General features: G+C 35.4%; 25 protein-coding genes. 14 read left to right on the top strand and 11 right to left on the bottom strand.

From position 1 onward, the window contains the following. Positions 1 to 11 precede the first annotated feature (11 nt). The 3 genes from RHP76_RS07885 (at position 12) to RHP76_RS07875 (ending at position 3,825) form a co-directional block, all read left to right on the top strand. Positions 12 to 1,115, top strand: a complete 1,104-nt coding sequence (locus tag RHP76_RS07885) for an HlyD family secretion protein (protein WP_311229908.1) — start codon at positions 12 to 14, stop codon at positions 1,113 to 1,115. A gap of 140 nt (positions 1,116 to 1,255) precedes the next feature. Beyond that, positions 1,256 to 2,833: a DHA2 family efflux MFS transporter permease subunit gene (locus RHP76_RS07880; RefSeq protein ID WP_062674556.1), complete on the top strand. Its 1,578-nt coding sequence runs from the start codon at positions 1,256 to 1,258 to the stop codon at positions 2,831 to 2,833. A 395-nt stretch (positions 2,834 to 3,228) separates the two neighbouring features. Then, on the top strand, positions 3,229 to 3,825 hold the full coding sequence (locus RHP76_RS07875; protein WP_062674558.1) for a hypothetical protein: 597 nt from the start codon (positions 3,229 to 3,231) through the stop codon (positions 3,823 to 3,825). Positions 3,826 to 4,123: 298 nt separating this feature from the next. Here the strand turns inward: RHP76_RS07875 and RHP76_RS07870 are convergent, their stop codons facing one another. The 3 genes from RHP76_RS07870 to RHP76_RS07860 are packed head-to-tail and all read right to left on the bottom strand — an operon-like array spanning position 4,124 to position 6,501. Next, positions 4,124 to 5,137, bottom strand: a complete 1,014-nt coding sequence (locus RHP76_RS07870) for a TQO small subunit DoxD (protein ID WP_311229907.1) — start codon at positions 5,135 to 5,137, stop codon at positions 4,124 to 4,126. 54 nt (positions 5,138 to 5,191) lie between these two features. Next, complete coding sequence (locus RHP76_RS07865) at positions 5,192 to 5,548, bottom strand: hypothetical protein (protein ID WP_062674562.1); 357 nt, start codon at positions 5,546 to 5,548, stop codon at positions 5,192 to 5,194. A gap of 38 nt (positions 5,549 to 5,586) precedes the next feature. Then, positions 5,587 to 6,501 carry an alpha/beta hydrolase gene (locus RHP76_RS07860; protein ID WP_311229906.1) on the bottom strand — a complete coding sequence of 305 codons (915 nt, stop codon included), beginning with the start codon at positions 6,499 to 6,501 and terminating at the stop codon, positions 5,587 to 5,589. Positions 6,502 to 6,667: 166 nt separating this feature from the next. Here RHP76_RS07860 and RHP76_RS07855 point away from each other — a divergent pair, with 166 nt between their 5' ends. Further along, complete coding sequence (locus RHP76_RS07855; protein WP_216444149.1) at positions 6,668 to 6,985, top strand: nucleoside triphosphate pyrophosphohydrolase family protein; 318 nt, start codon at positions 6,668 to 6,670, stop codon at positions 6,983 to 6,985. Next, positions 6,985 to 7,539 (top strand): DNA-3-methyladenine glycosylase I, encoded by a 555-nt coding sequence (locus tag RHP76_RS07850; RefSeq protein WP_311229905.1) that lies wholly within the window; start codon positions 6,985 to 6,987, stop codon positions 7,537 to 7,539. Before RHP76_RS07855 ends, RHP76_RS07850 begins: the two co-directional genes overlap by 1 nt. An 87-nt stretch (positions 7,540 to 7,626) precedes the next feature. Here RHP76_RS07850 and RHP76_RS07845 read toward each other — a convergent pair whose 3' ends face one another. Beyond that, entirely contained in the window at positions 7,627 to 8,004 is a 378-nt protein-coding gene (locus RHP76_RS07845) for a winged helix-turn-helix transcriptional regulator (protein WP_062674569.1), read from the bottom strand. Positions 8,005 to 8,095: 91 nt separating this feature from the next. Between RHP76_RS07845 and RHP76_RS07840 the strand changes: the two genes are divergently transcribed. After that, positions 8,096 to 8,626: an NAD(P)H-dependent oxidoreductase gene (locus RHP76_RS07840; RefSeq protein ID WP_311229904.1), complete on the top strand. Its 531-nt coding sequence runs from the start codon at positions 8,096 to 8,098 to the stop codon at positions 8,624 to 8,626. A gap of 145 nt (positions 8,627 to 8,771) precedes the next feature. Here RHP76_RS07840 and RHP76_RS07835 read toward each other — a convergent pair whose 3' ends face one another. The 3 genes from RHP76_RS07835 to RHP76_RS07825 form a co-directional block, all read right to left on the bottom strand. Then, a complete protein-coding gene (locus tag RHP76_RS07835; protein ID WP_311229903.1) occupies positions 8,772 to 11,087 on the bottom strand; it encodes an AAA family ATPase in 2,316 nt (771 codons plus the stop codon). A gap of 32 nt (positions 11,088 to 11,119) precedes the next feature. Continuing rightward, positions 11,120 to 12,706, bottom strand: coding sequence for a patatin-like phospholipase family protein (locus RHP76_RS07830; RefSeq protein ID WP_311229902.1), 1,587 nt, complete (start codon positions 12,704 to 12,706; stop codon positions 11,120 to 11,122). A gap of 92 nt (positions 12,707 to 12,798) precedes the next feature. Next, positions 12,799 to 13,698 carry a magnesium transporter CorA family protein gene (locus tag RHP76_RS07825; protein ID WP_311229901.1) on the bottom strand — a complete coding sequence of 300 codons (900 nt, stop codon included), beginning with the start codon at positions 13,696 to 13,698 and terminating at the stop codon, positions 12,799 to 12,801. Between the two features lie 73 nt (positions 13,699 to 13,771). Between RHP76_RS07825 and RHP76_RS07820 the strand changes: the two genes are divergently transcribed. The 4 genes from RHP76_RS07820 to RHP76_RS07805 all read left to right on the top strand — a co-directional run bounded on the left by RHP76_RS07820 (position 13,772) and on the right by RHP76_RS07805 (position 17,543). After that, entirely contained in the window at positions 13,772 to 14,794 is a 1,023-nt protein-coding gene (locus RHP76_RS07820; RefSeq protein ID WP_120231879.1) for a 3-oxoacyl-ACP synthase III family protein, read from the top strand. 137 nt (positions 14,795 to 14,931) lie between these two features. Next, on the top strand, positions 14,932 to 15,624 hold the full coding sequence (locus RHP76_RS07815; protein ID WP_120231878.1) for a hypothetical protein: 693 nt from the start codon (positions 14,932 to 14,934) through the stop codon (positions 15,622 to 15,624). A 280-nt stretch (positions 15,625 to 15,904) separates the two neighbouring features. Then, on the top strand, positions 15,905 to 16,597 hold the full coding sequence (locus RHP76_RS07810; RefSeq protein WP_311229900.1) for a hypothetical protein: 693 nt from the start codon (positions 15,905 to 15,907) through the stop codon (positions 16,595 to 16,597). A 253-nt stretch (positions 16,598 to 16,850) separates the two neighbouring features. Further along, entirely contained in the window at positions 16,851 to 17,543 is a 693-nt protein-coding gene (locus RHP76_RS07805) for a hypothetical protein (RefSeq protein ID WP_120231876.1), read from the top strand. A 71-nt stretch (positions 17,544 to 17,614) separates the two neighbouring features. Here the strand turns inward: RHP76_RS07805 and RHP76_RS07800 are convergent, their stop codons facing one another. Continuing rightward, positions 17,615 to 18,775, bottom strand: coding sequence for a thioredoxin family protein (locus tag RHP76_RS07800; protein ID WP_311229899.1), 1,161 nt, complete (start codon positions 18,773 to 18,775; stop codon positions 17,615 to 17,617). Positions 18,776 to 19,076: 301 nt separating this feature from the next. On the opposite strand from RHP76_RS07800, the gene RHP76_RS07795 reads away from it, so the two are divergent. Next, positions 19,077 to 20,705, top strand: coding sequence for a helix-turn-helix domain-containing protein (locus RHP76_RS07795; protein ID WP_311229898.1), 1,629 nt, complete (start codon positions 19,077 to 19,079; stop codon positions 20,703 to 20,705). A 317-nt stretch (positions 20,706 to 21,022) separates the two neighbouring features. Here RHP76_RS07795 and RHP76_RS07790 read toward each other — a convergent pair whose 3' ends face one another. From RHP76_RS07790 to pruA, 3 genes are all read right to left on the bottom strand, one after another. Continuing rightward, the gene (locus RHP76_RS07790) at positions 21,023 to 21,232 is read right to left on the bottom strand and encodes a hypothetical protein (protein WP_120231874.1); all 210 of its coding nucleotides are present in this window, start codon (positions 21,230 to 21,232) and stop codon (positions 21,023 to 21,025) included. A gap of 325 nt (positions 21,233 to 21,557) precedes the next feature. Continuing rightward, positions 21,558 to 21,707, bottom strand: a complete 150-nt coding sequence (locus RHP76_RS07785; protein ID WP_277695276.1) for a hypothetical protein — start codon at positions 21,705 to 21,707, stop codon at positions 21,558 to 21,560. 365 nt (positions 21,708 to 22,072) lie between these two features. After that, positions 22,073 to 23,698 carry an L-glutamate gamma-semialdehyde dehydrogenase gene (gene pruA / locus RHP76_RS07780; protein ID WP_062674595.1) on the bottom strand — a complete coding sequence of 542 codons (1,626 nt, stop codon included), beginning with the start codon at positions 23,696 to 23,698 and terminating at the stop codon, positions 22,073 to 22,075. Between the two features lie 406 nt (positions 23,699 to 24,104). On the opposite strand from pruA, the gene RHP76_RS07775 reads away from it, so the two are divergent. From RHP76_RS07775 to ureB, 3 genes are all read left to right on the top strand, one after another. Continuing rightward, positions 24,105 to 24,470: a hypothetical protein gene (locus RHP76_RS07775; protein WP_311229897.1), complete on the top strand. Its 366-nt coding sequence runs from the start codon at positions 24,105 to 24,107 to the stop codon at positions 24,468 to 24,470. A gap of 152 nt (positions 24,471 to 24,622) precedes the next feature. After that, positions 24,623 to 24,925 (top strand): urease subunit gamma, encoded by a 303-nt coding sequence (gene ureA / locus RHP76_RS07770; protein ID WP_034697260.1) that lies wholly within the window; start codon positions 24,623 to 24,625, stop codon positions 24,923 to 24,925. Between the two features lie 11 nt (positions 24,926 to 24,936). After that, positions 24,937 to 25,305, top strand: a complete 369-nt coding sequence (gene ureB, locus RHP76_RS07765; RefSeq protein ID WP_034697259.1) for an urease subunit beta — start codon at positions 24,937 to 24,939, stop codon at positions 25,303 to 25,305.

The raw sequence follows: 25,305 nt of genomic DNA, 5'->3' as shown, positions 1-25,305 counted from the left end.
TCGAAACCAAAATGGAAAATAATAATACACAGGCAGCTGAACCTAAAAAGAAAAAAAGTTTAGTTTTTCCTATCATTTTAGCAGCCGTAGTAATCGGAGGAGGAATCTACGGTTACAGAGCCTTTACTTACGGACAGTATCACGAAGAGACTGATGATGCTCAGATTGCTTCCAATATGGCACCGGTAATTTCTAAAATCTCCGGCTATGTAGCTCAGGTAAAAGTAAAAGACAACCAGTTTGTGAAGAAAGGAGATACCTTGGTGATTTTGGATAACAGAGATCAGAAAATGGCTCTTGATCAGGCTCAGGCAGCATTATCTACAGCTAAAAGTAATATCTCCAATGCAGAAGCTACTACCACAGCGACTTCAAAAAATATCGGTTCTTCTGAAGCAGCGGTAGTTACTGCTAATGCTCAGATAGAAGCAGCAAAAGTAAATGTCTGGAAAACTTCTCAGGATTTGAAAAGATATGCTAATCTTGTAAAAGACCATTCTATTACAGAACAACAATATGAGCAGGCTTTGGCTGCAAAACAATCTGCAGACAGACAGTTGCAGGTTTTAGTGGATCAGAGAAACCAAATTGCTCAGCAAACTCACATCGCTTCTTCTCAGACGGCTGCAAGCTCACAACAAATCAGTGTGGCAGGTTCTGTTGCTAAACAAAGAGAAGTAGATGTAGAAAATGCAAAATTGAATTTATCCTATACTGTAATCCTTGCTCCTGAAGATGGATACGTAGGAAAAGTACCTACACAGGCAGGTCAGTATCTGCAGGCTGGAGCACAGTTGTTTGCTTTGGTTAAAAATGACCAGAAATGGGTGGTAGCTAACTTTAAGGAAACGCAGGTAGATAAAATGGTAGAAGGGCAGAAAGTGAAAATTGAGATTGATGCCTTCCCTGAAAAAGAATTTGAAGGAGTGGTAAGCTCATTCTCTCCTGCTACTGGAGCTACTTTCTCTATTCTTCCTCCGGATAATGCGAGTGGTAACTTCGTTAAAGTAGTTCAGAGACTTCCTGTAAAAATTGATTTTGTAAATCTTGACAAGAATATTGCCAAAAGATTAAGAACAGGAATGAACGTGAAGGCAGAAGTTGCTTTGAAATAACATTTAAAATTGTTAAAAATCAATGAACTTCGTTGTCATGAGTGAATCAGCTTTGCTGTCAATTAAAAGGCAGGCTTTACAATTCACCATTTACCTGCGAAGCAAAATTTGCCATTGATTTTTCACATCGAAAAAAACTTATGCAAGATTCATTAGTAGAATATGGAGCGCGGAGAGTAATTATTACGATTACGGCTATCCTTTGTGCCCTTCTTGAAATTGTAGACTCCACGATTGTCAATGTTGCCTTGAATGAAATGAAGGGGAATCTTGGAGCTACGCTTTCAGAAGTAGGGTGGGTGATTACAGCGTATGCCATCGGGAATGTTATCATTGTTCCGATGACGAGCTGGCTTTCACAGCAGTTTGGGCGTAGAAATTACTTTGCGGCATCCATCATTATATTCACCGTATTTTCATTCTTATGTGGAAATGCGACCAATATCTGGGAACTCGTGTTCTTCAGATTGATGCAGGGAATCGGGGGTGGAGCCTTATTGGTAACCTCACAAACGATTATTACGGAATCTTATCCGATTGAAAAAAGAAGTATGGCTCAGGCTATTTACGGCCTTGGGGTAATTATCGGTCCTACACTAGGTCCGCCTCTTGGAGGGTACATCGTTGATAACTTCAGCTGGCCCTATATTTTCTATATTAATATTCCGATTGGGATTGCAGCAACGCTGATGACTCTTCAGTTTGTAAGAAGCCCGAAATATGCAGAAAAACGTAAAGCTTCAGATGTTGACTGGCTTGGAATTGCTCTGCTGGCAGTAACAGTAGGTTCATTACAGTTTATTCTGGAAAGAGGACATGAAGAAGACTGGTTTGAAAGCGGAATGATCGTAGCCTTCACTGTAGCAGCAATTTTAGGATTTATACTATTCCTTTGGCGGGAACTTACCTTTAAGTACCCGATTGTTGAGCTCAGAGTGCTTAAAAACAGTAACCTGAGAATCGGAACTATGATGTCATTCGTTCTTGGATTCGGATTGTATGGTTCTACATTCATCGTTCCTTTGTACACCCAGAGTATTTTGGGATGGACAGCACTTCAGTCAGGAGCTTTGATGATTCCGGCTGCATTAACGACAGCCTTTATGATGCCTATCATTGGGAGACTACTGGCAAAAGGAGCAAAACAGCAGATCCTGGTTTCATTAGGACTATTTATCTTCTTTGTTTACAGTTTCTGGGGATACAAAATTCTGACACCGGATACCAGTAAAGATGCCTTCTTCTGGATGCTTATTGTAAGAGGTGCGGGGCTGGGATTATTATTTATTCCGATTACCTCTTTGTCATTAAGTACCCTGAAAGGGCAGGAGATCGGTCAGGGAGCAGCGTTTACAGGGATGATGAGACAGCTGGGAGGATCTTTCGGGATTGCGGCGATCACGACCTTTATTGCCAATGCAGGACAGAAGTACAGAAACAACTTAATTTCCCATCTGGACGAAAACAGTTTTGATGTTCAGCAAAGACTGGCAGCATTGAAAGCCAATTTTATAGCAAAAGGGATGACTCCTGATGCAGCAATGAATGCCGCCTATAAAATGCTCGATTTATCTGTAACAAAACAGGCCACTGTTTTATCTTATATGGATGTATTTCTTTACCTCGGAATCGTATTCCTGATATGTATTCCGTTTATCTTACTCGTAAAAGAAAGAAAGAGCAAAGAAAAAATAGATTTGAGTGAAGCCATGCACTAGATTTAAAAAAGACCTTCGAAATTTCGAAGGTCTTTTTTGTTGTATCTGCCTTAACATGATAAGAGACAATACTTTCTGTTTTCATTTTGTTAAATAAAAAATAATATCACTTATTGGAGAGTTTATTTATTTTTTCTAGCTTTACATCACCAAATGAAAAAAATATGAATAAATTCCCTCACCTTGTAATAATCCATTCAAAAAGGATTTGCCGGAATGTTGTGTCACACTTTATCTGATTTCCGGTTATTGAACTGAAAGACCTGACTGTTCTTCACTTGCTTTTTATAGTTAATAAAGGCAATTTCCCAATATCCGAAAACGGTATGAAGTATTGTATTCCGTTTTATTATTTAGCTAAATCATGATTTCAAGCCACTAATAACTTATTATATATGAATCAAATTCAACTGCCGGAAACTTATGCGGCATTATCAGATTTCAGAAAAAATGACGTCTATCTTCCTGAAATGAATCAGGCTCAGCTTATTGCAGATTTCTTTCCCGGAACTTTTACAGAGCTTACCCAGCGCCTCTCTGATATTACAGGGGCTTTTTATGGAGGCATGCTCAAACAGATTGGAAAACTTTACGGAGCTGAAGCTATTGAACAGCTTTCCAGTACTTTTATGTACGATCTGGGATCAAGAATGACACTGAGGAATCTTGAAGCAAAACCCAATCTGCAGCCTGGAATTCCGGCCGTTGCAAAAATATTGATGGGAGCAGTTTTTACATCCAGTCCTGAATATAATTTTGAATTTAAAGAATTAAATGACTACAAATGCGAATTGCTCATTAAAGGAGTAGACCGTTACCACAAAATCACCCATAGCCTGCAAATTGCAGGTCTGCTGAAATGGCCAGTCATAAAACCTTTTATACAGGGCATTTGCGACACTATGGGACTGGATGTTTTATTGGATATAAAAGTACTCAAACTTGATCCGGATAGCTCATGCAGTTATCATGTTTTTATTTCAGAAAAGTAACATCAGATATGAATAAAAGCGGACTTTAGTCCGCTTTTTTTTGTAAATGAATATCCAATGGTTTTACCCGAAATGTATAAAGCATCTCGCAGATTTTGTTGATTCTGCAGATTTTAATTTAACAAAATTATAGTCATAGAGGAAAAATTAATTAGGGATGGGCTATCATCAAGAGCGTAGACGAAGAAAGCCCATTTACAAAAAAAATATCTTCCAACGGCTTTAGCCAAATCATAAAACGTTATAATAATAAACTCCAATCCCTGAACCCCGAACCTCGTATCGCGAATCCCAAACCTTATTCAATATTCTCTACCCACTCAATACCACTTACATCAATCAGTTTCAAAGTGTGGATATCATTTTTTTGAAAAATATCATCAATATTCAGGGTAACATCAGCCTTGGCTCCCAACGGAATCACAAGACTGTGTTTTCCGGGTTTCACTTTGGCAACATAATGATTCTTTATATTTTCTTTTGAAATTCCGGAGAGTTCTTTATGATCAAGTTCCTTTAAAATCTTTCCGTTTTTGTCGAGAACATGAATACCTATCAGAAAAGAACCGTACACATCAGCACCTTCTGTTCTGTAGACTTCAAATGTCAGCTTCGAATTGTTATGAGAAATATTTGAAATCTCAAGTTTAGGTTTTACAGACTTATTATGCAGTGTTCCCCATACACCTCCATGAAAATATTGATTGGTAAAGAGAGTCAGTCCGAATATAATCACTGAGCCTGCCAGTACAAGAACTTTTGGGTTTGAAATAGGAAAACTCCCTGAACCCAACCATTGAAACCATCTTTTCTGGGTGAAATTTTTGTTGTTTTTTATGAAATAATAATCCAGAGAATAAGATCCGCTTCCTGTAAGAAACAGTACAAATCCGCCTGCAATACCTAAAACACCAATCTGCCATTCATCAAGACAAGTTGTTCCCAGCCATCCGGAACCTAGTAAAATTCCTAGAGCAAGACTGAAAATTCCTATACTCATTAAGCGGGTCAATAATCCGAGGATGATGAATAAACCCACAATGGCTTCGATAATGGTAAAAATCATCATAGAGCGTTGCAAAGCATCAGGATGAGTTACCAGGTATTCAATAATTGGTTTTATTCCCAGGGCATTGGGTAAGAAGTGATTGAATTTTTCCCCGATATATCCCTTTTCATCAGGAATAAGCTTGTTTTCGAGGATCAATCTGCGCCAAAACGCTGAAAAGTAAGTCCATCCGATAACCATACGGAGGGATAAAGTGTATAATCCGGCCAGCTCTAAAGACTGACGGTTTAAGATATGTTTCATTGAAATTACTATTGTGTTGTAAAAAACTGATTTTTAATTCGATTTAAAAAAAGTTTAAACCAGATTAAGCTTCAGTCTTTTAAATAAAATATATTTCGGTGGGCTGTTACCTGTAGAATGCCCTGAGTAGTTATTGAAAGAAATCCTTTTTTCGACAGAATTTCCGGTTGTTGAAGAAAAACCAGGAAAAGAATTTTTGTATTGGCTCTGAGTTTTGTTTTTTGAAACCGAAATTCCGGAAGTAGCAGATGCCACATCACAGCTAAAGGAAATTGAAGAGGTTGTTTTAATCTTATTCAGTCCGCTTATGAACTGAATGTCAAAAATATCAAGAACATTTCTTTTTACAGAACAAGGAGATAATGAAAACACCAAAATAAGCATCGTAATGATTGCTTTATAGGTTTTCATATGGACTCCTGAATTGTGCATGATTACAAAACTACACTTTATTTCAATGTGAGCTTAATAAATTCTAAAAAATCGTTTTGCTGATCAACAAATAAGTAATGGGAACAGTTATCAATGAGTCTGAAATTTGTCTTTCCAACTATATTTTTGAGATCATTCATCTGTTTTTCTGAAAATATGCCGTCATTCTTACCATATACTGCAAAAACGGGAATTCCTTTTTTTCGAATATCTTTTAAAACCGAGGTATTATCCAGATTATTCTGAGGCTCATTTTGATAGAATTTAGTAGGAGACTCAGCATTTCTTATATTGTTTTTGTAAAATTCGCCTGTGTTGTATTCCGTTCTCAGCATTTCACTTTCAGGAGTAGGATGAGGCATATCAAAGAAGCCAAGTTTCCCGGCCATATCATAGCATCTTTTTCTGTAAGCAGCAGAATTTTTGTCCAGACTTTCTATTTGTGAAATCTCCTGAAGCTGAGCAGCATCATTTTTAAAATGTTCTTGAGCCTGTTTTAAAATATGATCATAGGTTTCCTGTTGGGTAAATAAAGCTCCTGCCAATGTAAGTGTTTTTACTTTTTGAGGAAACTGATCTGTAAATAAAGTCCCGATGATCCCACCAAAACTATGGGCAAGTATATTTGCATTTTGGAGGTGATAAGTGGTGTAAATATCTTTTAAATCCTCAAAACTTTCTTTGAATGTCATGGTAGCATTCTCATCCTTTGAGCGCCCTTCACCGCGTCTGTCATAAACGATCACATAAAATCCTTTATTGGCAAGCATTTGAGCGGTAGTTCCTTCAAACAAAGTAGCATTTCCGCTTGGTCCGCCATGGATAAAAATAACAGCTGGGTTTTGGGGATTTCCATACGCTTTTGAATATAAATTCTGTGCTTTGAAGAAGATCGAACATATAATAAAAAGAAAGGAAAACACAGATTTCATGATGTCGTTTTTAAGTTCTCAAAACTACTAAATATTCTGGGCAAAAGAAGATCAAATGAAGGGAATTATGATTACATTTAAAAATTGAAATCACTACTGACGGACAGTTGTCACAACTCTGATTTATTTTTACCTTTCGAAAGTCTTTACTTAAAAACAGAGAAATATGGACACCAATAATTTTGATACCATCGTCAAACGTTCTTTAGACATCAGAGAGAAGTATCATCAGCTGGAAATAAAAAGCAACGGAAAAGAATGGTCATTGGAAGAAGATGCACTTGCATATCTTACCGATGCCGGACTGGTAGGGAGAAATGTAATGTCCCATCAGAAAACATGGCTGAAGAAAGATTCAGCAGAAGAACTGGAGCATAAATTAGCCGAAAATATCTGGTGGCTGATTGTTCTGGCAGACCGTACAGGAATTAATATTAACGAAGCCGTGGACAAATTTTTAACGAAAACAGAAAATATATTGTAATGAGTTATTGTTTAGCAATAGAAAGAATGCAGCCCGAAAGTAGAAAAGAACTGCACAAAAATTACCATGACCATTATTATGGGTTTCCTATTCATGATGATAATGAATTGTTTGGAAGACTGATTCTTGAAATCAATCAGGCAGGATTAAGCTGGGAAACGGTTCTGAAAAAAGAAGAGAGTTTCAGAAAAGCATATGACCAATTTGATATTCAGAAAATAGCAGATTATACAGAAGAAGACCGTGAAAGATTATTGAGCGATCCGGGAATTATAAGGAATAAGCTAAAAGTAAATGCTGCCATTGAAAATGCTAAAACAATCATTGCATTACAAAAGGAATTTGGTTCTTTTGAAAAATGGCTGGAGCATCATCATCCACTGACTTTGCAGGAATGGATGAAGCTTTTCAAAAAAACATTCAAATTCACTGGTGGAGAAATTGTAAACGAATTTCTTATGAGCACCGGATATCTAAAAGGCGCTCATCATGAAAGCTGCCCGATTCACGCAAAAGTATTAGCTCAAAAGCCTTTGTGGAAGAAAAAACAGTGAAATAATATATAGGGATTACTACGGAGTGACAGATAGAAGTATTTAACATTATGCATACACTCAGTCATTCCGCAGGAATCTCATTTTTCAATTATCTTTTGATGCTTGTTTCATCAGTTCTTTATGCTCATTTCCCCATTTTTCAAATTCAAGAATGATAGGCTTCAACTTATAGCCAATTTCTGTAAGTTCATATTCTACTCTTGGCGGAACTTCTGCATATACGGTTCTGGTAATAATTTTGTCTTCTTCCAGTCTGCGGAGCTGAAGTGTAAGCATACGTTCAGTAATATTCTGAAGCTTTTTTCTAAGTTCTCCGAATCTCATTTTCCCATTGATCAGATAACAACAGATGGCCAATGCCCATTGCCCTCCGATAGTGTTGGAGGCATAGATTTCCGGACATTCATCAGCAAGGGCTTTCTTATTGGCAAAATTGGTAGAGGTTTCCTTTATTTTAGTCATTACTTACATTTTTTATAGTACCATACAATAGGTTGCTAATGTACAAAATGTAAGTTACATGTTGTAATTTTGTAACAGAAATTTAAACAGAATGAAGACTTTAGTAATTGTTACCCATCCTGATATTGAAAAATCAGTGATTAATAAAAAATGGATTGACGAGTTAAAAAAATATCCTGAAAAATACACGGTTCATCAACTGTACGAAGCTTATCCTGATGGAAAAATCAATGTGGCAGAAGAGCAGAAGATGATGGAATCGTATGACAAGATTGTATTTCAGTTTCCTTTTTATTGGTTCAGCAGCCCGCCGCTTTTAAAACAATGGCTGGATGAAGTCGTTTTATACGGCTGGGCGTATGGAAGCAACAGCGGTTTCAAACTGGCCGGAAAGAAAATGACACTGGCTATTACCGCAGGAATAGATGAAGATGGATATTCTGAAACAGGGGAATATAAATACACGATGAATGAACTTTTCCGACCTTATGAACTGACTTTCGATTATATAAAAGCTGATTATAAAAAACCATTCGTGTATTATGGAATTGAAAGAGATTCTTCCGATGAATGGATCAACAGAAGTGTTCCGATGTATCTGGAATTCTTGGATAATTTATAGCAGAATAAAAAATAAAGTTGGACTTGAATTAAAATGAGTTCAATTTACTTTTGTATGTATTCAAAAAGATTTACACCTACAAAAAATACTTCAAAACCCTTATCCCACCGTAGGAGTATTTTTTTTCTTTCATAATAAGATTAATTTAATCTGCCTGGATACTTTTGAAAATGCTTAATAAGTCTAAAGGAGACAAATCTTTGAAATTGAAGATTACTTTGTTTATAATAGCCTTTTTTAAGGCAGATTCATCTTTTTTTCTAATAGCTTCTAATTGAGGATAAGTTTTCATTATAATATCCTCTTCCAACGAATGTCCCTGTATTTTACAATACCAAACTGGCAATTTCAAAGTCATCCCATTGCATAATTCATAGTTGAAATATTCAGATAAATCTTCATTTTTTACATTTACTTGTAAGTCGGAAATTATCTTATCAATAATTTGTTGAAGTTGCGATTGACTAAAATTTAATATATTAAAATAAACTTCATTGTTTTCACACCCAAAGTGTTCTGCCTTTAAAATATTTTCTTTCCAAAGTAAAATTGCTAATAGTAAAGGATCAAGCAAGTAGTTCTCAATACTATATCTTTGAGAATCACCTAAAACTTTAATAAACTCTGAAGATTTATGTTTTAAATCCCAATCAATAATTCCCCAACTAAAATTATTACCAGCTTTTCTGAGAATATCAACTATACTTATGACCTGATCGCAACTTGCTATTCCGATACCATTACCATTAATTTTAGTTTTACCGGACGATATAAAATTTAAAGAAATTTCAGGATTTAATTTATCGTTATAAATATAATATAAACTTTCATAGTAACTAGCATCATACTCACTTTCAACAAAAACTTGTCTTCTGTTTTCATAATTAACGCTGAAAGATGGGACACCAAATGTCAGTTCTTTTAATGCTTTATCTTTGGAGACTTTCATTATTTTAGGAGTAGAACATTTATCCATAATAAAAATACTTTCTTTTGGGGCGAGTGCAACTGTGGATGGCGAATGTGTTGAAAGTATAATTTTAATGCCCATTTTTTTATGAAATATATTATATAAAACATCTAGCAATCTTTTAGACATTGAGGGGTGTAAAGCCGAATCAATCTCATCTAACAACATTAGATTTGTAATAAAGCTCTTTTTTTTTAGTTTATATATGTAAAACGATAAAGCAATAAGAGTTTTTTCTCCTGATGACAGATCATTCAAGTCAGTAATGTAGTTTTCTTTCTTATTTGAAAGTGAAATTGATACATTTTGTTGGCTTATATTCATACCAAAATGAAAGTCTATTTGGCTTTGAATAAATTCGTAACCATTACAATCATATTCATTTAAAACTGTATTAAGCAATTTTATTGGTGAATCTCCATATATTTTTAGAAACTCTTCATCAGAGTAAAAATAGACGTCTTTATTTTGTTTAGTCGCTTGAAATTCGAGATATTGGTTTTGTTCTTTTGCTATTTGATAGCTCTTTTCTGCATTTGCGATTTCTTGCAAATTCAAAAAACCAGAATCAACATTAATTGGATATAAAATATTTTCTTCACCATTTATCTGAATTGATAATTGTAGATAATCTTTAGATATATTTTCTTTAAAATAAATAATTAAATCATTGTAGATTTCACGTAAACTGTGCTTTACATTTATTAATTCGAACTCTAAATTTTGAAAATAATGATGAGTAATATTTATAAACGCTATAAAATTTTGACTAAATCCTTCGACATGGCCTGTCATTAGACTAAGATAAAAATTAGGATCTTGTTCTTTAATGATTTTATATTTCTCGATTTCGGAATCATCCCAATTCAATATCTCAATATTGTAATTATCATGTCTAATAATATTTAGAATTCTTGTTTTAAATACCAAAATTGATACATCAGATAACCACTTTCTAATATCAACTGTCTTAAGATCTTCATTTATAAGATGTAATAATTGAGATTGCTTATAATTTAAACGATATTCTGTGTCAGTTGTGAATAAGAAATTATCTTCATTTTGTTTTTTTTCAAAAATTTCTATTTCTTCATCACTCCATCTTAGAACTTCTGAATTTTGTAATAATAATTTGTCTATTTCGAGTAAATTAATATCTGTATATATATTGTAATTACTTAGAATTGAAATTCTTTGATTAGACAAATTTTGTAGTAAGGTTGAACGTTTGGTGTTATAGATATCATTCTTATCCTGTAAATTGGAATTTTTTAATAGATCCTCATTAAAGAGATTAAAGTCATTATAATTATAATAGATGATGCCTGACTGATCAATATTCTCAACTTTAATAATGCCTTCATTTATCGCCTTTAGTAAATGAGTTTTGCCAGAACCGTTTAATCCGGTAATAATTGTGAAATCTTCAAGTTCGTAATTTTCAATCTTTTGAAGTGAAAGATATGTGTTTTGTTGTAAAAGTTTAATCATCCTAATTTGTAATTTAATATTTTATAAAACCCTTATCCCACCGTAGGCGTATCCTCTTCTTTGAGTATTTTTTTCTCTTTCATGGTAAGCATCATTCTTTCATATTTGTATTTTTCCCAATCAAATGTAGTAAGAAAATCAAGGGCAGCCTGAAAGCCTCTGTTAAAAAGTTCTTCCTTTTCCTCTTTTTTCATGAAGAAATTCAGCCAGCTGCTGGTGCCACAATTAACGCTCTGTATGCTGTACGAACGGTAAAAGGTATGTTTGGTAAGAAATGTCTTGTCATTAAACCCTTTCAGTGTACTGATGATATTTCCAGCATAGCTGAACGGTGTTTTAAGAATTTCTTCACTGGTTTTTCCTTTTTCAGAAAGAATGGCAGAATCACTCGTTAGCTGAACTCCCAAAAGTGGCATTCTCGGATAAAAAACTTCATCAGCATGAAATAAGTCAATAGGAAAATTGGAAATACTGCCACCATCAATGAAAACTCCTGCAGGGTTGATGTCTTCAGGTTTGGTATTCATCCAGTATCTCCATGCATATTTTACAGAATCATCATCTTTATTGATTTGTTTTTGGAAAGGTTCAAAGAAAAAAGGAACTGCCATAGAAGCCCTTACAAATTCAGCAGGGCTGATGTGCTTCAGTTCCTCTTCAGACCAGTAGAGATTGGCCATCGTAGGAAGTTCTACTTTAATTTTAGCATTGATATCTGTGGTAATAATTACATATTCAGACTTCAGAAGGTAGAAGGGATTATTTTTATAATAATCATTGTTGACGGCGCTTTCGTAGAAAATTCTGTATCGGGTTTGGTCGATATGTTCCTGATTTTTGACTTTAATTTTTTCAATGCTTTGCAAAGCCATGAGATAATATTCCTGCCCGTTCCCATAGCGGTAGCTGAGATTAAGGTCTTTTTCTTTCTGAATGAATTTTTCGTTAAGATGGGCAACTGTTTTTATTCCAAATTGATCCAGAGCATTTTGCATGGTATTTTGAAAAATATTTCCGGGATTCAGTCCGCTGTTTTCTTTCCTGAAATTATTATACAGTTTTTGGATGCAGAAAAAGAGGATGACAGCCGGAATCAAGGGAATCAGAAACATCAGTTTGGCATTCTGGATCGTAGTTGAAGGTGCCAGAAAAGGAATGCTGATCAGAATAATAAAAAGGATAACGGCAATAACAGCATTGATCTTAAAGAAATCCTTATTGTTCAGCATAGCATGGAGCGTCGTTTTTACATACGTTTTCCCATCCATAAAATCTGCAAAATTCCAGCTGAAAAGAATATCCTTGATCAGCTCACTTTTAGGCTCTTCTTTGGTTTTGCAGGCTGCAATAAGCATGGTGTTAATCGCTCCGGCACTCGTTCCTGCTACTTTCAGAAAACGGATTCCAAATATTTCCAGCCCATAAAGATAGCCTACCAATGCGCTTCCCCAGACACCACCACCTTCCTGTACAAACTCTACATACTGATTCCCGGACTGATCCAGGAGATCAGAGAATTCTTTGGAAGAGATATTCTCATGTAAAGCAAGCAATTTATCTTTGGATGCCTTTGATAGGGAAGGATCTTCCAGAATTTTGTTGAGGTTTTCGGTAGTCATGGTATTTTGTTTTGAGGATGTGCCGGTAAAAGATAAAGATGATCAATTGGGTGATCAAAATCTTTGTGCCTTTGTATTGATATAAAAATGAATCACCACTGTTTTCGCCTTACATAAATAAATGTACTGATCACAACAGTAGCCATCGCTCCCAATGTTATAAAATAGCCATACTTATGATGAAGCTCAGGCATATTATCGAAATTCATCCCATAAACCCCGGCAATGAAAGTGATGGGTAAAAAGTAAACAGAATAAATGGCCAACACCTTCATCACCTGGTTGGCTTTTTGGTCCGAAAGTGCCAGGAACATGGAAATAAGGTTGGTAATCTGAATGTTTAAATGATCAAAATCGGCAACTACATCCTTATGCTTATCTTTCAAATCGACAATTTCTGAGTCCTGTAAATTCAGCAGTTTAAATTTATCAATAGCATCTGTAGAAATTACCAGTACACGGGAGTTTAATCCAGATTTTCTTTTCAGCTTGTAAAGACGGCGGATCTGGCTGGTATGATTGGTATTTTTAAGGAAAATCTCATTCTCAATATTGTCCATCGTTTCGAACAGGCTTAAAGATTCATCATCAAAACTTTTCATGATCAATATAGCAATCATCAGCATGATTTGCTGAGGTTTAAGATCTTCCTGAATCAAAGACACTTTTTTCTTGGTCTCGGAAATACTTCTGGTTTTCATCCTGTGGATAGTAATAATGGTATTTTCCACAAGAAAGATTCCGATTTTGGTGCTGATATCACTGATGGTATTCAAATTCTTTCTTTCCAGTTCGGTACTTTCACGGAGTAAAAAGAATTTTACATTCCCGTCTTCTTCATATTTCGGAAGGTGATTAGGGTCCATCGTATCTTCCAGAAGAAGGTTGTTGATTTCATATCTTTCATGAAGAAATTTCAGGTCTTCTAAAGTAGGAGCCTCTACATCTACCCATTCGCAATGGGAGGTTCTGTATATCGTATCAATTGGCATAAAGTAAAAATACTAATATTTTGAAAAACTATGTGTTAAATAAGTTTTATCTTTGCCAAAATTAAAAAACTATATGATTAAAAGTACAATAAAAGGTGTGGGATTTTATGTTCCAGATAACGTTGTTACAAATGATGATTTAGCAAAACTAATGACTACCAATGACGAGTGGATTACGGAAAGAACAGGTATCAAGGAAAGAAGACACAGAAAAAACAGATATGACTCTCAGGAAACCAGCGCTTATCTAGGTTTTAAAGCTGCAGAAAAAGCCATCCGTAATGCTGGTCTTACCTCAAAAGATATTGATTACATTGTTTTTGCAACACTTTCACCGGATTATTATTTTCCGGGATGTGGTGTCCTGCTTCAGGATATGCTGGGATGTGATACGATTGGAGCATTGGATGTAAGAAATCAGTGTTCAGGATTTGTGTATTCTATGAGTGTGGCCAATGCATTCATCAAATCAGGTACCTATAAAAATATTCTTGTGGTAGGAGCAGAGGTTCACTCCTTCGGACTGGATTTTTCTGACGAAGGTAGAGGAGTGTCGGTTATTTTTGGTGATGGGGCAGGAGCAATCGTTCTTTCTGCATCAGAAGATGAAAATGCAGGAGATATTTTAGCGATGAATATGCATTCTGAAGGAAAATATGCTGACGATCTTTGTACCCAGTTCCCGGGTTCAAAATTCGGATGGAGTGACAGAATGAGAAAAGATCCTGAAAATGTAACGAACAAAGAAGTATATCCGATCATGAATGGAAACTTCGTATTCAAGCATGCGGTAACAAGATTCCCCGAAACCATGATGGAAGCTTTGAACAAAGCCGGAAAGACGGTTGAAGATCTTGATATGTTTATTCCGCACCAGGCGAACCTGAGAATTGCCCAGTTTGTACAGGAAAAATTCGGCTTACCGAATGAGAAAGTCTTCAACAATATCCAGAAATATGGAAATACAACAGCAGCTTCTATTCCCATTGCTTTAAGTGAAGCAATTGAACAGGGAAAAATAAAAAGAGGTGATCTTGTACTTCTTTCAGCATTTGGAAGTGGATTTACATGGGGAAGTGTTTTGTTTGAATTTTAACTTTTTGAATATATTGTAAATTAAATGAGTTGATTTCATAGATTTTTTTCGATTAACCGTTGTGTTTTTATTAATTGTTACAGATGTTGTATTTTTTAATATAACTTTGTCCCGGTAATTTTATAAAAACACAACGAATGAAAAAACACTTATTTTTTGGGACTTTATTATTCCCTTTGTCCCTATGTGCTCAAGTAGGTATTAAAACTGCAACCCCTCAAAAAAGCTTACATGTCAATGGTTCATTACAGGTAGTAAATGAAATAAATGTAGGAGGAAATGCCACTACAGCTGGTTCTCCGGGTACAACAGGGCAAATTTTGACTTCTCAGGGGAGTGGTGTTGCTCCGGTATGGCAAACACTGAATACAATAAGCGGAACCATTAATAACGCTTATTATGTACAGGGAACTACTGAAGCAACAGCAGCTCAGGGTACAACAATTGACGTACCTGGAGCAACAATTACCTTAACAGTACCAACAGGTCGTACCCAAACTTTTCTGTTTACCATTCTTGGATATGCTACTAATTTCCCTAGTGGTGGTGTTTCCAGTCAAGGAGTTTTTATTCTGGCCCAGAATAATGTTAAAATATCGTCAGCGTATACCACCAAAATAGGAAATGGAGGAGGATTGGTAGACCTTCCCGTTCCGGTAACTTTTCTAAAATCGGTGACGCTTCCTGCGGGTACATATACTTTTAAAGTACAGTATGCTGCGTGGTCAGGTACTGCAAAAGTAAATGTAAATCCTACTACTTACGGTGGATATAATGGGGATACAGAGTCTATGCTTACCAAGATGCAGGTTTTAGTCTATAATAATTAAATATTAATAAGTAAACAAAAACCATTAGCTTTAGTTTATGGTTTTTGCTTTATAAAGGCTTTTGACCTCTTTTTATGTTAACCTTAATAATTGATTTAGGTATTTGAACATGAAAAAATCATGAAGCTTTTGTTAATTTTGAAAATATTATTTGTATTATAGAATTTATAATACAATTTATTGTTTTTGATTGAAAATATTCATTATTGTGTAATTTTTTCGATTGTTTTTTGTTGTAATTTTATTTTGTTAAAAATTCTAAAAACAAAAAAATGAAAAAATGAAAAACTATTTATTACTTGGAGCTTTTTTAGTTCCCTTATCCTTATGTGCACAGGTGGGGATACAGACCTCTACTCCTCAGAAAACCTTGCACGTTAACGGTTCATTACAGGTAGTAAATGAATTAAATGTAGGAGGAAATGCCACAACTGCAGGTTCAGCAGGAACCACCGGTCAGATTTTAACTTCTAATGGTGCAGCGACAGCTCCTTCATGGCAAACCCTGAATACGATAAGCGGAACCATTAACAGTGCTTATTATGTGCAGGGAACTACAGAAGCAACCGCAGCTCAGGGAACAACAATTGACGTACCTGGAGCAACAATTACCTTAACAGTGCCAACAGGACGTACCCAAACTTTTTTGTTTACCATTCTTGGATATGCCACTAATTTCCCTAGTGGTGGCGTTTCCAGTCAGGGGGTTTTTATTCTGGCCCAGAATAATGTTAAAATATCGTCAGCGTATACCACCAAAATAGGAAATGGAGGAGGATTAGTAGACCTTCCCGTTCCGGTAACCTTTCTAAAATCGGTGACGCTTCCTGCGGGTACATATACTTTTAAAGTTCAGTATGCAGCCTGGTCAGGTACTGCAAAAGTAAATGTAAATCCTACTACTTACGGTGGATATAATGGGGATACAGAGTCTATGCTTACCAAGATGCAGGTTTTAGTCTATAATAATTAAGATCAAAATAAAAACCATAAGCTTTAGTTTAAGGTTTTTGCTATATAAAGCTTTTAACTTTTTTATGTTAAATGTAATAATTGGTTTGGGTATTTGAATGTGAAAAAAGATCATGAAACTTTTTATTAGTTTTAAATTATAGATATTGTAATGAAATTTATTTTTTATAATTTAAAATATTTATCATAATGTAATTGTTTTTAATTATTTTTTATTGTAATTTTATTTTGTTAGGAATTCTAAAAACAAAGAAATGAAAAACTATTTATTACTTGGAACTTTTTTAGTTCCCTTATCCTTCTGTGCGCAGGTGGGGATACAGACCTCTACTCCTCAGAAAACTTTGCACGTTAACGGTTCATTACAGGTAGTGAATGAATTAAATGTAGGAGGAAATGCCACAACTGCAGGTTCAGCAGGAACCACCGGTCAGATTTTAACTTCTAATGGTGCAGCGGCAGCTCCTTCATGGCAAACCCTGAATACGATAAGCGGAACCATTAACAGTGCTTATTATGTGCAGGGAACTACCGAAGCAACCGCAGCTCAGGGAACAACAATTGACGTACCTGGAGTAACAATTACCTTAACAGTGCCAACAGGACGTACCCAAACTTTTCTGTTTACCATTCTTGGATATGCCACTAATTTCCCTAGTGGTGGCGTTTCCAGTCAGGGGGTTTTTATCTTAGCACAGAATAATGTTAAAATATCATCAGCCTATACCACTAAAATAGGAGCTGGAGGAGGTTTGAATGATCTTCCTACACCGGTAACTTTTCTAAAATCGGTGACGCTTCCTGCGGGTACATATACTTTTAAAGTTCAGTATGCCGCCTGGTCAGGTCTTGCAAAAGTAAATGTAAATCCTACTACTTACTCTGGATATAATGGTGACGTAGAATCAATGCTTACCAAGATGCAGGTTTTAGTCTATAATAATTAAGTATTAATAAAATAAACAAAAACCGCAGGACCTCAGTTCTGCGGTTTTTTGTATTATAAACAGAGCCTTATTTAAAGGCTTTTTAATAATTTTTCTGTGTCGGAAGAATCTTGTCCTGTGCTTTTTGCCAGTTCAATAGACTTTTCGGCCCACATTTTTGCATTTTTCTTATCACCAACCTTATTGTAAAGATTAGCTAAGGTATCTGTATTGGCAAAGTTCTGGTCTTTCTTTACAGATTCCTGCGCCCATGCAATGGCCTTTTCCAGAGAAGCTTTATTGCTCACATTTTCAAAAAAGTTCCAGGCAAGAGAATTCAGTTCTTCAGAGCCAACTGCAGAATAATCTTTGTAAAGGTCAAGAATTAGTTTTTCGTATTCAGGAATATCTTTATTCTTCAAAGCTCTGTTGGCTTTCATTCTTTTTAAGATCTTGTCAGCTTCCTCTTTGCTTAGAAATTTTTGGGTTTCAGCCATGAAATAGTTATCATCCCATTTCTTTGTATCCGGATTATAGGCTTTTTTAGAAACAGTATTCAGTTTAATATTTTTATCAAACTTTTCATATTTATCTTCCGGGAAGAATTTAACGATATCAGCTTTCTTATCCTGGAAAATTTTATACAAAGGACTATCTGTAGTTTGTACTCCTGAAAGAAGCATTTGGATATCTTCCTGGTCTAAACTTGTTTTCTGCTGAAAGTAACGGTTAAGAACTTTCCCGGCAAACTCAGCATCGTTATACATGGTAAGGCCCGCAAGATTCTTTAAAAACTCAGGATCATTTTCTCCTTTTTCAAACTGTTGCTTCAGAGAAGTCAGTCTTTTGTTGGGATCTTCCGCGTCTTTTGCAAACTGGATAAAGTCTTTTTCTTCCACATATCCTAAAGTTCTGTGTACAGCTTCACCATTTCCATCAATAAACAGGTAAGTAGGGAATGCTTTTACATTATATTTTTTGGCCAGCTCAATTCCTTCTCCTTTTTCCATATCAATTTTAGCATTGATAAAGTGAGAATTGTAATAATCTCCTACAGACTGAAGTGGAAAAATATTTTTAACCATCAGTTTACAAGGTCCACACCATGAGGCATATGCGTCAATAAAGACCAGTTTTTTTTCTTTTTTTGCTTTGGCCAGAATAGAGGCAAAATTGCCTTCTTCAAATTTAATTCCCTGTGCCCACGCAAGGACCCCTATAAAGATTGAGGAAAGTATTGCTATTTTTTTCATAAAAACTTTTTATTCCATGCAAATGTAATAAATATGATGACACATGAGCCGTTCATATTGAAAATAATTATACAGGAACTTTGGTTTTAAAACAGGCATCAGATTATATTAAAGATAATCATCTATTATTTTAGTCTTATTATTAAAATTAATGTAAATTGCTATTCTGGGTTAAATGATTAAATTTCAATATAATATTTTAATAAAAAATAAAATATCACTAGTTTTGTAAAAAACAAAAAGACACTCCGTGAAATCAATGATGAATTATTATACAATCAAAATAATAATTTATTTTTCTATGCCTAAAAGTCTTTTGCAATTTTTATTTCTGCTGGCAACAGCAGTTCCCATATTCGCTCAGAAAAAAAATAACTTTGATCTTATCTGTGAGAAGACCTCTTCTGTTACAGCGTATAAAGATTTACCCAAAGCAATCAAAACTGCAGATTCGCTCTATATGAAGGCGCAAAAACCTTCAGAGAAAATAAAATGCCTGGTACTTTCTTCAGAATTATACCATCATGCAGGTGAACTTAAAAAAGCAATCTGTTACAGTGAAAATGCCCACTCGGTAATCAATCAGATCAATGACCCGGAATGGATGGCTGTGGTGACCAGATTACTTGCGCGGCAATATAGACAGGTAGGGTTATATGAAAGATCAAAAAAATATATTGTAAAAGGACTTCAGGCTTCAGGTCAGATTGTTGATTTTCATAAAAGGAGTGAAGCCGCAGGATTGCTGAATCAGGAAATGGCCTTCTATGAAATGGAAATGGGAAATTTTCCCAATGCAATACGTAATATTGAGTCTTCTCTGAAATATTTTGGAAAAATAAACAGCCAGAACGGAAACAGAACAGCCGCAGCTTCTTATCAGCTGCTGGGAGATGTCTATTTCAAGCTTAATGATTATGCTGTTTCCGAAAACTATTATCGAAAAGCAGAAAGCCTGCTGAACAATGGCAGCTGTACACTGGGGTTGGTGTATAATGGATTAGGAGGCATTCGCCTGAAGCAGAAAAACTGGAAAGATGCTGAGCTATATCTTAAAAAAGCAGAAAAAATTGCAGATACATCCAGGAGCCTTAAGCTTAAAAAAGCTGTTTATTCCAATATTAATGATTATTACGAAGGAATTGGAGACAATTTTAAAGCTTCATTATATGCGGTGAAATATATACGTGCTTATGATAGTATTGCATCCCGTAACCAGAGTTTTGCCATAAAAGATTTTGGAAATCCAAAAGGAAAGGCTAATAAAAAAAATGCGCAGATGAATGGAGTAAAGAATGCCGCTATTGTCATTCTGTCCATTTCATTGGTTGGTCTGTTTATTTTTATTAGAAGGAAACAGAAGAAACAGCGGTCAAAGCTTAGAAATATCATCAGAACTCAGTTGAACATGATCGGTAACAGGACACACTATCCTTTAAAACAATCTGGTGATTTTGAGTTTTCCAATATTTTTGTGGAAGAAATAGATGAGAAAGATTCAGAGACAGACAGAAGAAGAAATGATTCTCTGATGACCCCTGAAACAGAATCAAAACTGCTGGAACTGCTTGAGGATTTTGAAAAAGGTGATCTTTATAACAATAAAGGCATGTCCCTTTCTTTTCTTGCAGGTGAACTGAATACCAATACAAAATATCTTTCGTATGTAATCAATCAGCATAAAAATGCGGATTTCAAAACCTATGTCAACCGTTTAAGAATCAATTATATTGTAGACAAACTGATCAATGATGAGAAGTACAGACAGTATAAAATAAGTATCCTTGCTGATGAATGCGGATTTTCTTCCCACAGTAAATTTGCTGCAGTCTTTAAGGCGGTCACAGACTATTCTCCATCAGCTTACATTAAATATCTGGATAATGAACCCGGACCATATAAAAGTAGTCATTTTCCCGAAAATGATTAAAAACGGGCATTTTATTCAATTCTATATTGCTATTTTCACGAAAATGAACAACCTATTATTTTAAAGGAAACCCTTGCTATCATATCTTTGCGCCAGTTTCGCAGTGCACAAGACAATTCTGTTACAGCTTATCGCTTTTATTTCATTTCTGAACTAAGATCATTATAAGAGAAACTGCATTCCCATTTTTAAATTTTTAAAGGAAATATTCTGATCAGAATATCTGCCATATGCTATAATCGGGGTTGATTGCCCGGTTTTTTTTCAGTCAAGTTTTTTTAAGTGCAAATCCACAGAACTTCTGTGGATTTGTGATTTTATTTAACTTTTATACTGTCGGTTTTTACTTTTGCAGTATCGGAGGTTGCGGGTGAAGGTATGGAGTTCGCTACGGCAGAATCACCCATTCTGTTTCTTAAAGAATCTTTATCGTGAGCATCTTTATATTCCTCTCTTTTTTCTTTGTTTTGAGCACAGCTTCCAAGGAAAAGAAGTCCAAGAACTGTTCCTATCCATAATTTTCTCATAATAGTTAATTTTTATTGTTGATGTTAATCAAATATAAGGATTTAATTAAAAGATAAAAGATAAAAGATAAAAGATAAAAGATAAAAGATAAAAGATAAAAGATAAAAGATAAAAGATGTTTTAATAAGATTCAAATAGGGCTGGGCTTAACCTAGCTAACCGTAAATAATCTATCCATTTGTTTTAGGAAAACTTAAAAAAATAAGCATCTTTCAAAACAAAACTTAATTATCACTTCATATTTTAATTTCTGATCTTTCAACAAAAAAAATCTGCAGAGCTTTCATCTGCAGATTTCCATTTTTAGATTGAATGTTATCATTACTACTTGACAGGAGACGTTGCCATAGAATCCCTTTTTATCTTGGTAGTATCAGGATTCGTCATTTTTGTAGTCATTGTATCAGTAGTGGAAGGTGTCATACTTTTCTGCGTATTACCTACTGCCGCTGAATCCCGGCTACTCGTTGACATTGTCGATTCTTTGGTTCCACAGCTCACTGCAAATATTCCTATTCCAACGGCTGTTAGCAATAACTTTTTCATATTCTTCTATTTTGTGGTGTTGTACTAATGAAAAATCAACAATTATTCCTAACAGGGTCTGCAGAATCGTAAAATATAGGTAAAGTTTGTTAAAAGATGTTAGGTAACAGGTAACAGAGATTAGATATTAGGAGTTTAAAGTTTAAAGTGATAATCCGGAATACTTTATTGCCACCATACTCTCCACTCTCAAACTCCCAAACGCTACAAAAAAGCCCCGAAACCGAAATTCCGAGGCTGTATTCAAAGAACTGACAACAATTACTCATTGCCTATTACTCATTATTTATTAATTACCCAAGGTATGGATATTTGTAGTTTTTTGGAGAAACAAAAGTCTCTTTTACGCTTCTTACAGACGTCCATCTTAGAAGATTCATTTTTGAACCTGCTTTATCATTAGTTCCTGAAGCCCTACCACCACCGAAAGGCTGCTGTCCTACTACGGCACCTGTTGGTTTATCATTGATGTAGAAGTTACCGGATGCGTTCTCTAAAGCCTTGTAAGCTTCGTTAATTGCGTAACGGTCTTGTGAGAATACAGAACCTGTCAATGAATATGGAGAAGAAGAATCTACTAACTTAAGGGTCTCTTTCCAGTCTTGATCTTCATATACAAATACAGAAAGGATTGGGCCGAAGATCTCTTCTACCATACTTTCGTATTGAGGATTTGTAGTTTCAATTACTGTTGGGTGTACAAACCATCCTTTAGAATCATCTACTTTACCACCGATAGCTACAGTAGCTTCACCTGAAGCATTAGCTCTGTCGATATATCCTTTACATTTCTCGAAAGAATTCTTGTCGATGACAGCGTTTACGAAGTTAGAAGGATCTTCCGGAGAACCTATTTTGATGGTGCTCATCTGAGCTTCCATCACTTTTTTCACATCAGCCCAAAGAGATTTAGGGATGTAAGCTCTTGATGCAGCAGAACATTTCTGTCCCTGGTATTCAAAAGCACCTCTTACTAAAGCAGTAGCTACAGCTTCTACGTTAGCAGACGGGTGAGCAATCACAAAGTCTTTACCACCAGTTTCTCCAACAATTCTTGGATATGTTCTGTAGTTGTGAATGTTATCACCGATCATTTTCCACATTCCCTGGAATACTTTTGTAGACCCTGTGAAGTGAAGACCAGCGAAATCTCTGTGCGCTAATACTTTTTCAGCAGTTTCCTTTCCATCAGTAAAGATCATGTTGATAACTCCTGCAGGAAGACCCGCTTCAATTAATACATCCATGATGACTTTTGCAGAATATACCTGTTTGTCAGACGGCTTCCAAACCACTACGTTTCCTAGCATGGCCATACAAGTCGGAAGGTTTCCTGAAATCGCTGTAAAGTTGAATGGAGTTACCGCAAAGCAGAACCCTTCTAATGGTCTGTACTCAACACGGTTCCAGATTCCGTTGTCAGAAACCGGCTGCTCAGCATACATTTCTGTCATGAACTCTACGTTGAATCTTAAGAAGTCGATAAACTCACAAGCAGAATCAATTTCAGCCTGGTGAACATTTTTAGACTGTCCGATCATTGTCGCTGCATTAATTACATCTCTGTAAGGACCAGCCAAAAGATCAGCTGCCTTTAAGAAAATTGCTGCACGCTGTTCCCAGCCTAGTTCATTCCATTCCTGTTTAGCTGCCAATGCCGCGTTGATAGCGTCATCCACATGCTGCATACCACCCTGATAGTAGAATCCGAAATCATGCGTATGATCCTGTGGAGACTGAAGCTGTACTTTTGTTTCAGTTTTTACTTCTTTTCCGTTGATGATCATTGGGATTTCTACCTTTTCAGCCCACATTTTTTTATACGTGTCGATAAGGCTTTTAACTTCCGGAGATCCCGGTTCATATGAGTTTACAGGCTCGTTTACCGCTAATGGTACTTGCGAAATTGCTTTTGACATATTACGTTTTATTATTTTATTAAATTAAATAAGATGTGTATACAAATTTACAATAATTATAAAGAAAGAAAAAATGACATCTGTTTTTGTCAAATAAAATATAAAATGAATTTTCTGATGATATTTAAGCTTTTTTTGATGATAGATTTTATTAAATCCTGGAATTTTTTGATGATTTTTTAGCTTTTAGAAAAAAATGCGTCATTTTATTGTAATTATAGGAATTAGGACAATAAAATATTTGTCATAGTTTAAAAATAGCTATTAATGGCTGTAAATAAGGGATTTATAATGGAATGTTAAAATTATATAAATTCACTTTTGTTGCGATTTTGAACATTTTAAATAATTTTTTTGATACCCGGAGGGATAAGATTGTTCTAATTTTACACCATTATTATCAGGTATGAAAAAAAGAGTCTTATTTTTCTCTTTTGTGATATTTTTCTCAACGTTGTGTGCAGGTCTTTTTGCACATAAGGGGAAAACTCAGCCATATTCTGATATCCTTTCAAAAATTCATCTTTTACAACAGAAATCTGATCAGCAGACCCAGCCTGAAATCTATAGTTTTTCAGATGCGCAGGATGTACAGGATTCCAATGACTGGGAGAAAGTAAAACTTGATTATTCAATACTTGCACAGCAGTGGTTCCACTATTTCTTTGCAGATTATACTTACAACACACGGGTTGCGGCCGTTCAAAACCGTATTTACATTACGGCACCAAGGTACATTCTGTATCATTCCCTGCAGATAGCGGGCTGCTAATTCTTTTTAATTTTTAATGATCCGCTATGGTTTGTATTCCCATGAGTACAGACTCGTAAAAATCATTCCCGATTTACATTTTTGAACATGTCTGTTTGCCTTTACGGAGAGGTGAATAGGACATTGTTTGTCCAATTTTAAATAAAAATATTATGCACTTAACACCGAGAGAAACGGAGAAGCTTATGCTATTTCTGGCAGGCGAACTCGCTCTGAAAAGAAAGGCAAGAGGCCTTAAATTAAACTACCCGGAATCAATAGCTCTGATCAGCCACTTTCTGCTTGAAGGAGCGAGAGATGGGAAAAAAGTAGCTGAACTGATGCAGGAAGGAGCCAACCTTCTGACCAAAGAAGATGTGATGCCAGGCGTTTCAGAAATGATCCACGATGTTCAGATTGAAGCCACTTTCCCGGATGGGACAAAGTTGGTCACCGTACACAATCCAATCCGCTAATACTACTGATTATGATACCAGGAGAAATTTTTGTAAAAGAAGGAACAATTATCTGCAATGAAGGCAGAGAAACTGTGAAAATAAAAGTAACCAATACAGGTGACAGACCTATTCAGGTAGGTTCACACTTCCATTTTTTTGAAGTTAATAAAGCGATGAGCTTTGACCGGGAAAAAGCTTTCGGAAAGAGACTGAATATTGTAGCAAGTACTGCAGTACGTTTCGAACCGGGAGAAGAAAAAGAAGTGGAATTGGTAGAAATAGGAGGAACCAAAAAAGCAATGGGCTTCAATAATCTTGTCGATGGGCAGGTAGATTCTGAAGAACAGAAAAAAGTAAGCCTTGCAAAAGTTGAAGAGTTAAACTTTAAAAATCATTAA

This window comes from Chryseobacterium sp. SG20098 (assembly GCF_031844745.1).
GTDB lineage: Bacteria > Bacteroidota > Bacteroidia > Flavobacteriales > Weeksellaceae > Chryseobacterium > Chryseobacterium cucumeris.
The sequence above is the reverse complement of the archived record's forward strand: the minus strand, read 5'-3'. Positions and strand labels throughout refer to the sequence as shown.

What these genes read in the sequence shown, in the direction of transcription:
- RHP76_RS07840 (WP_311229904.1), top strand. Translation starts at nt 8,096, where the DNA reads ATGAAGACTTTAGTAATTGTTACCCATCCTGATATTGAAAAATCAGTG.
- RHP76_RS07880 (WP_062674556.1), top strand. Translation starts at nt 1,256, where the DNA reads ATGCAAGATTCATTAGTAGAATATGGAGCGCGGAGAGTAATTATTACG.
- RHP76_RS07810 (WP_311229900.1), top strand. Translation starts at nt 15,905, where the DNA reads ATGAAAAACTATTTATTACTTGGAGCTTTTTTAGTTCCCTTATCCTTA.
- ureB (WP_034697259.1), top strand. Translation starts at nt 24,937, where the DNA reads ATGATACCAGGAGAAATTTTTGTAAAAGAAGGAACAATTATCTGCAAT.
- ureA (WP_034697260.1), top strand. Translation starts at nt 24,623, where the DNA reads ATGCACTTAACACCGAGAGAAACGGAGAAGCTTATGCTATTTCTGGCA.
- RHP76_RS07785 (WP_277695276.1), bottom strand. Translation starts at nt 21,707, where the DNA reads ATGTCAACGAGTAGCCGGGATTCAGCGGCAGTAGGTAATACGCAGAAA.
- pruA (WP_062674595.1), bottom strand. Translation starts at nt 23,698, where the DNA reads ATGTCAAAAGCAATTTCGCAAGTACCATTAGCGGTAAACGAGCCTGTA.
- RHP76_RS07805 (WP_120231876.1), top strand. Translation starts at nt 16,851, where the DNA reads ATGAAAAACTATTTATTACTTGGAACTTTTTTAGTTCCCTTATCCTTC.
- RHP76_RS07795 (WP_311229898.1), top strand. Translation starts at nt 19,077, where the DNA reads ATGCCTAAAAGTCTTTTGCAATTTTTATTTCTGCTGGCAACAGCAGTT.
- RHP76_RS07870 (WP_311229907.1), bottom strand. Translation starts at nt 5,137, where the DNA reads ATGAAACATATCTTAAACCGTCAGTCTTTAGAGCTGGCCGGATTATAC.
- RHP76_RS07865 (WP_062674562.1), bottom strand. Translation starts at nt 5,548, where the DNA reads ATGAAAACCTATAAAGCAATCATTACGATGCTTATTTTGGTGTTTTCA.
- RHP76_RS07860 (WP_311229906.1), bottom strand. Translation starts at nt 6,501, where the DNA reads ATGAAATCTGTGTTTTCCTTTCTTTTTATTATATGTTCGATCTTCTTC.
- RHP76_RS07830 (WP_311229902.1), bottom strand. Translation starts at nt 12,706, where the DNA reads ATGACTACCGAAAACCTCAACAAAATTCTGGAAGATCCTTCCCTATCA.
- RHP76_RS07845 (WP_062674569.1), bottom strand. Translation starts at nt 8,004, where the DNA reads ATGACTAAAATAAAGGAAACCTCTACCAATTTTGCCAATAAGAAAGCC.
- RHP76_RS07825 (WP_311229901.1), bottom strand. Translation starts at nt 13,698, where the DNA reads ATGCCAATTGATACGATATACAGAACCTCCCATTGCGAATGGGTAGAT.
- RHP76_RS07875 (WP_062674558.1), top strand. Translation starts at nt 3,229, where the DNA reads ATGAATCAAATTCAACTGCCGGAAACTTATGCGGCATTATCAGATTTC.
- RHP76_RS07855 (WP_216444149.1), top strand. Translation starts at nt 6,668, where the DNA reads ATGGACACCAATAATTTTGATACCATCGTCAAACGTTCTTTAGACATC.
- RHP76_RS07850 (WP_311229905.1), top strand. Translation starts at nt 6,985, where the DNA reads ATGAGTTATTGTTTAGCAATAGAAAGAATGCAGCCCGAAAGTAGAAAA.
- RHP76_RS07835 (WP_311229903.1), bottom strand. Translation starts at nt 11,087, where the DNA reads ATGATTAAACTTTTACAACAAAACACATATCTTTCACTTCAAAAGATT.
- RHP76_RS07815 (WP_120231878.1), top strand. Translation starts at nt 14,932, where the DNA reads ATGAAAAAACACTTATTTTTTGGGACTTTATTATTCCCTTTGTCCCTA.
- RHP76_RS07800 (WP_311229899.1), bottom strand. Translation starts at nt 18,775, where the DNA reads ATGAAAAAAATAGCAATACTTTCCTCAATCTTTATAGGGGTCCTTGCG.
- RHP76_RS07820 (WP_120231879.1), top strand. Translation starts at nt 13,772, where the DNA reads ATGATTAAAAGTACAATAAAAGGTGTGGGATTTTATGTTCCAGATAAC.
- RHP76_RS07775 (WP_311229897.1), top strand. Translation starts at nt 24,105, where the DNA reads ATGAAAAAAAGAGTCTTATTTTTCTCTTTTGTGATATTTTTCTCAACG.
- RHP76_RS07885 (WP_311229908.1), top strand. Translation starts at nt 12, where the DNA reads ATGGAAAATAATAATACACAGGCAGCTGAACCTAAAAAGAAAAAAAGT.
- RHP76_RS07790 (WP_120231874.1), bottom strand. Translation starts at nt 21,232, where the DNA reads ATGAGAAAATTATGGATAGGAACAGTTCTTGGACTTCTTTTCCTTGGA.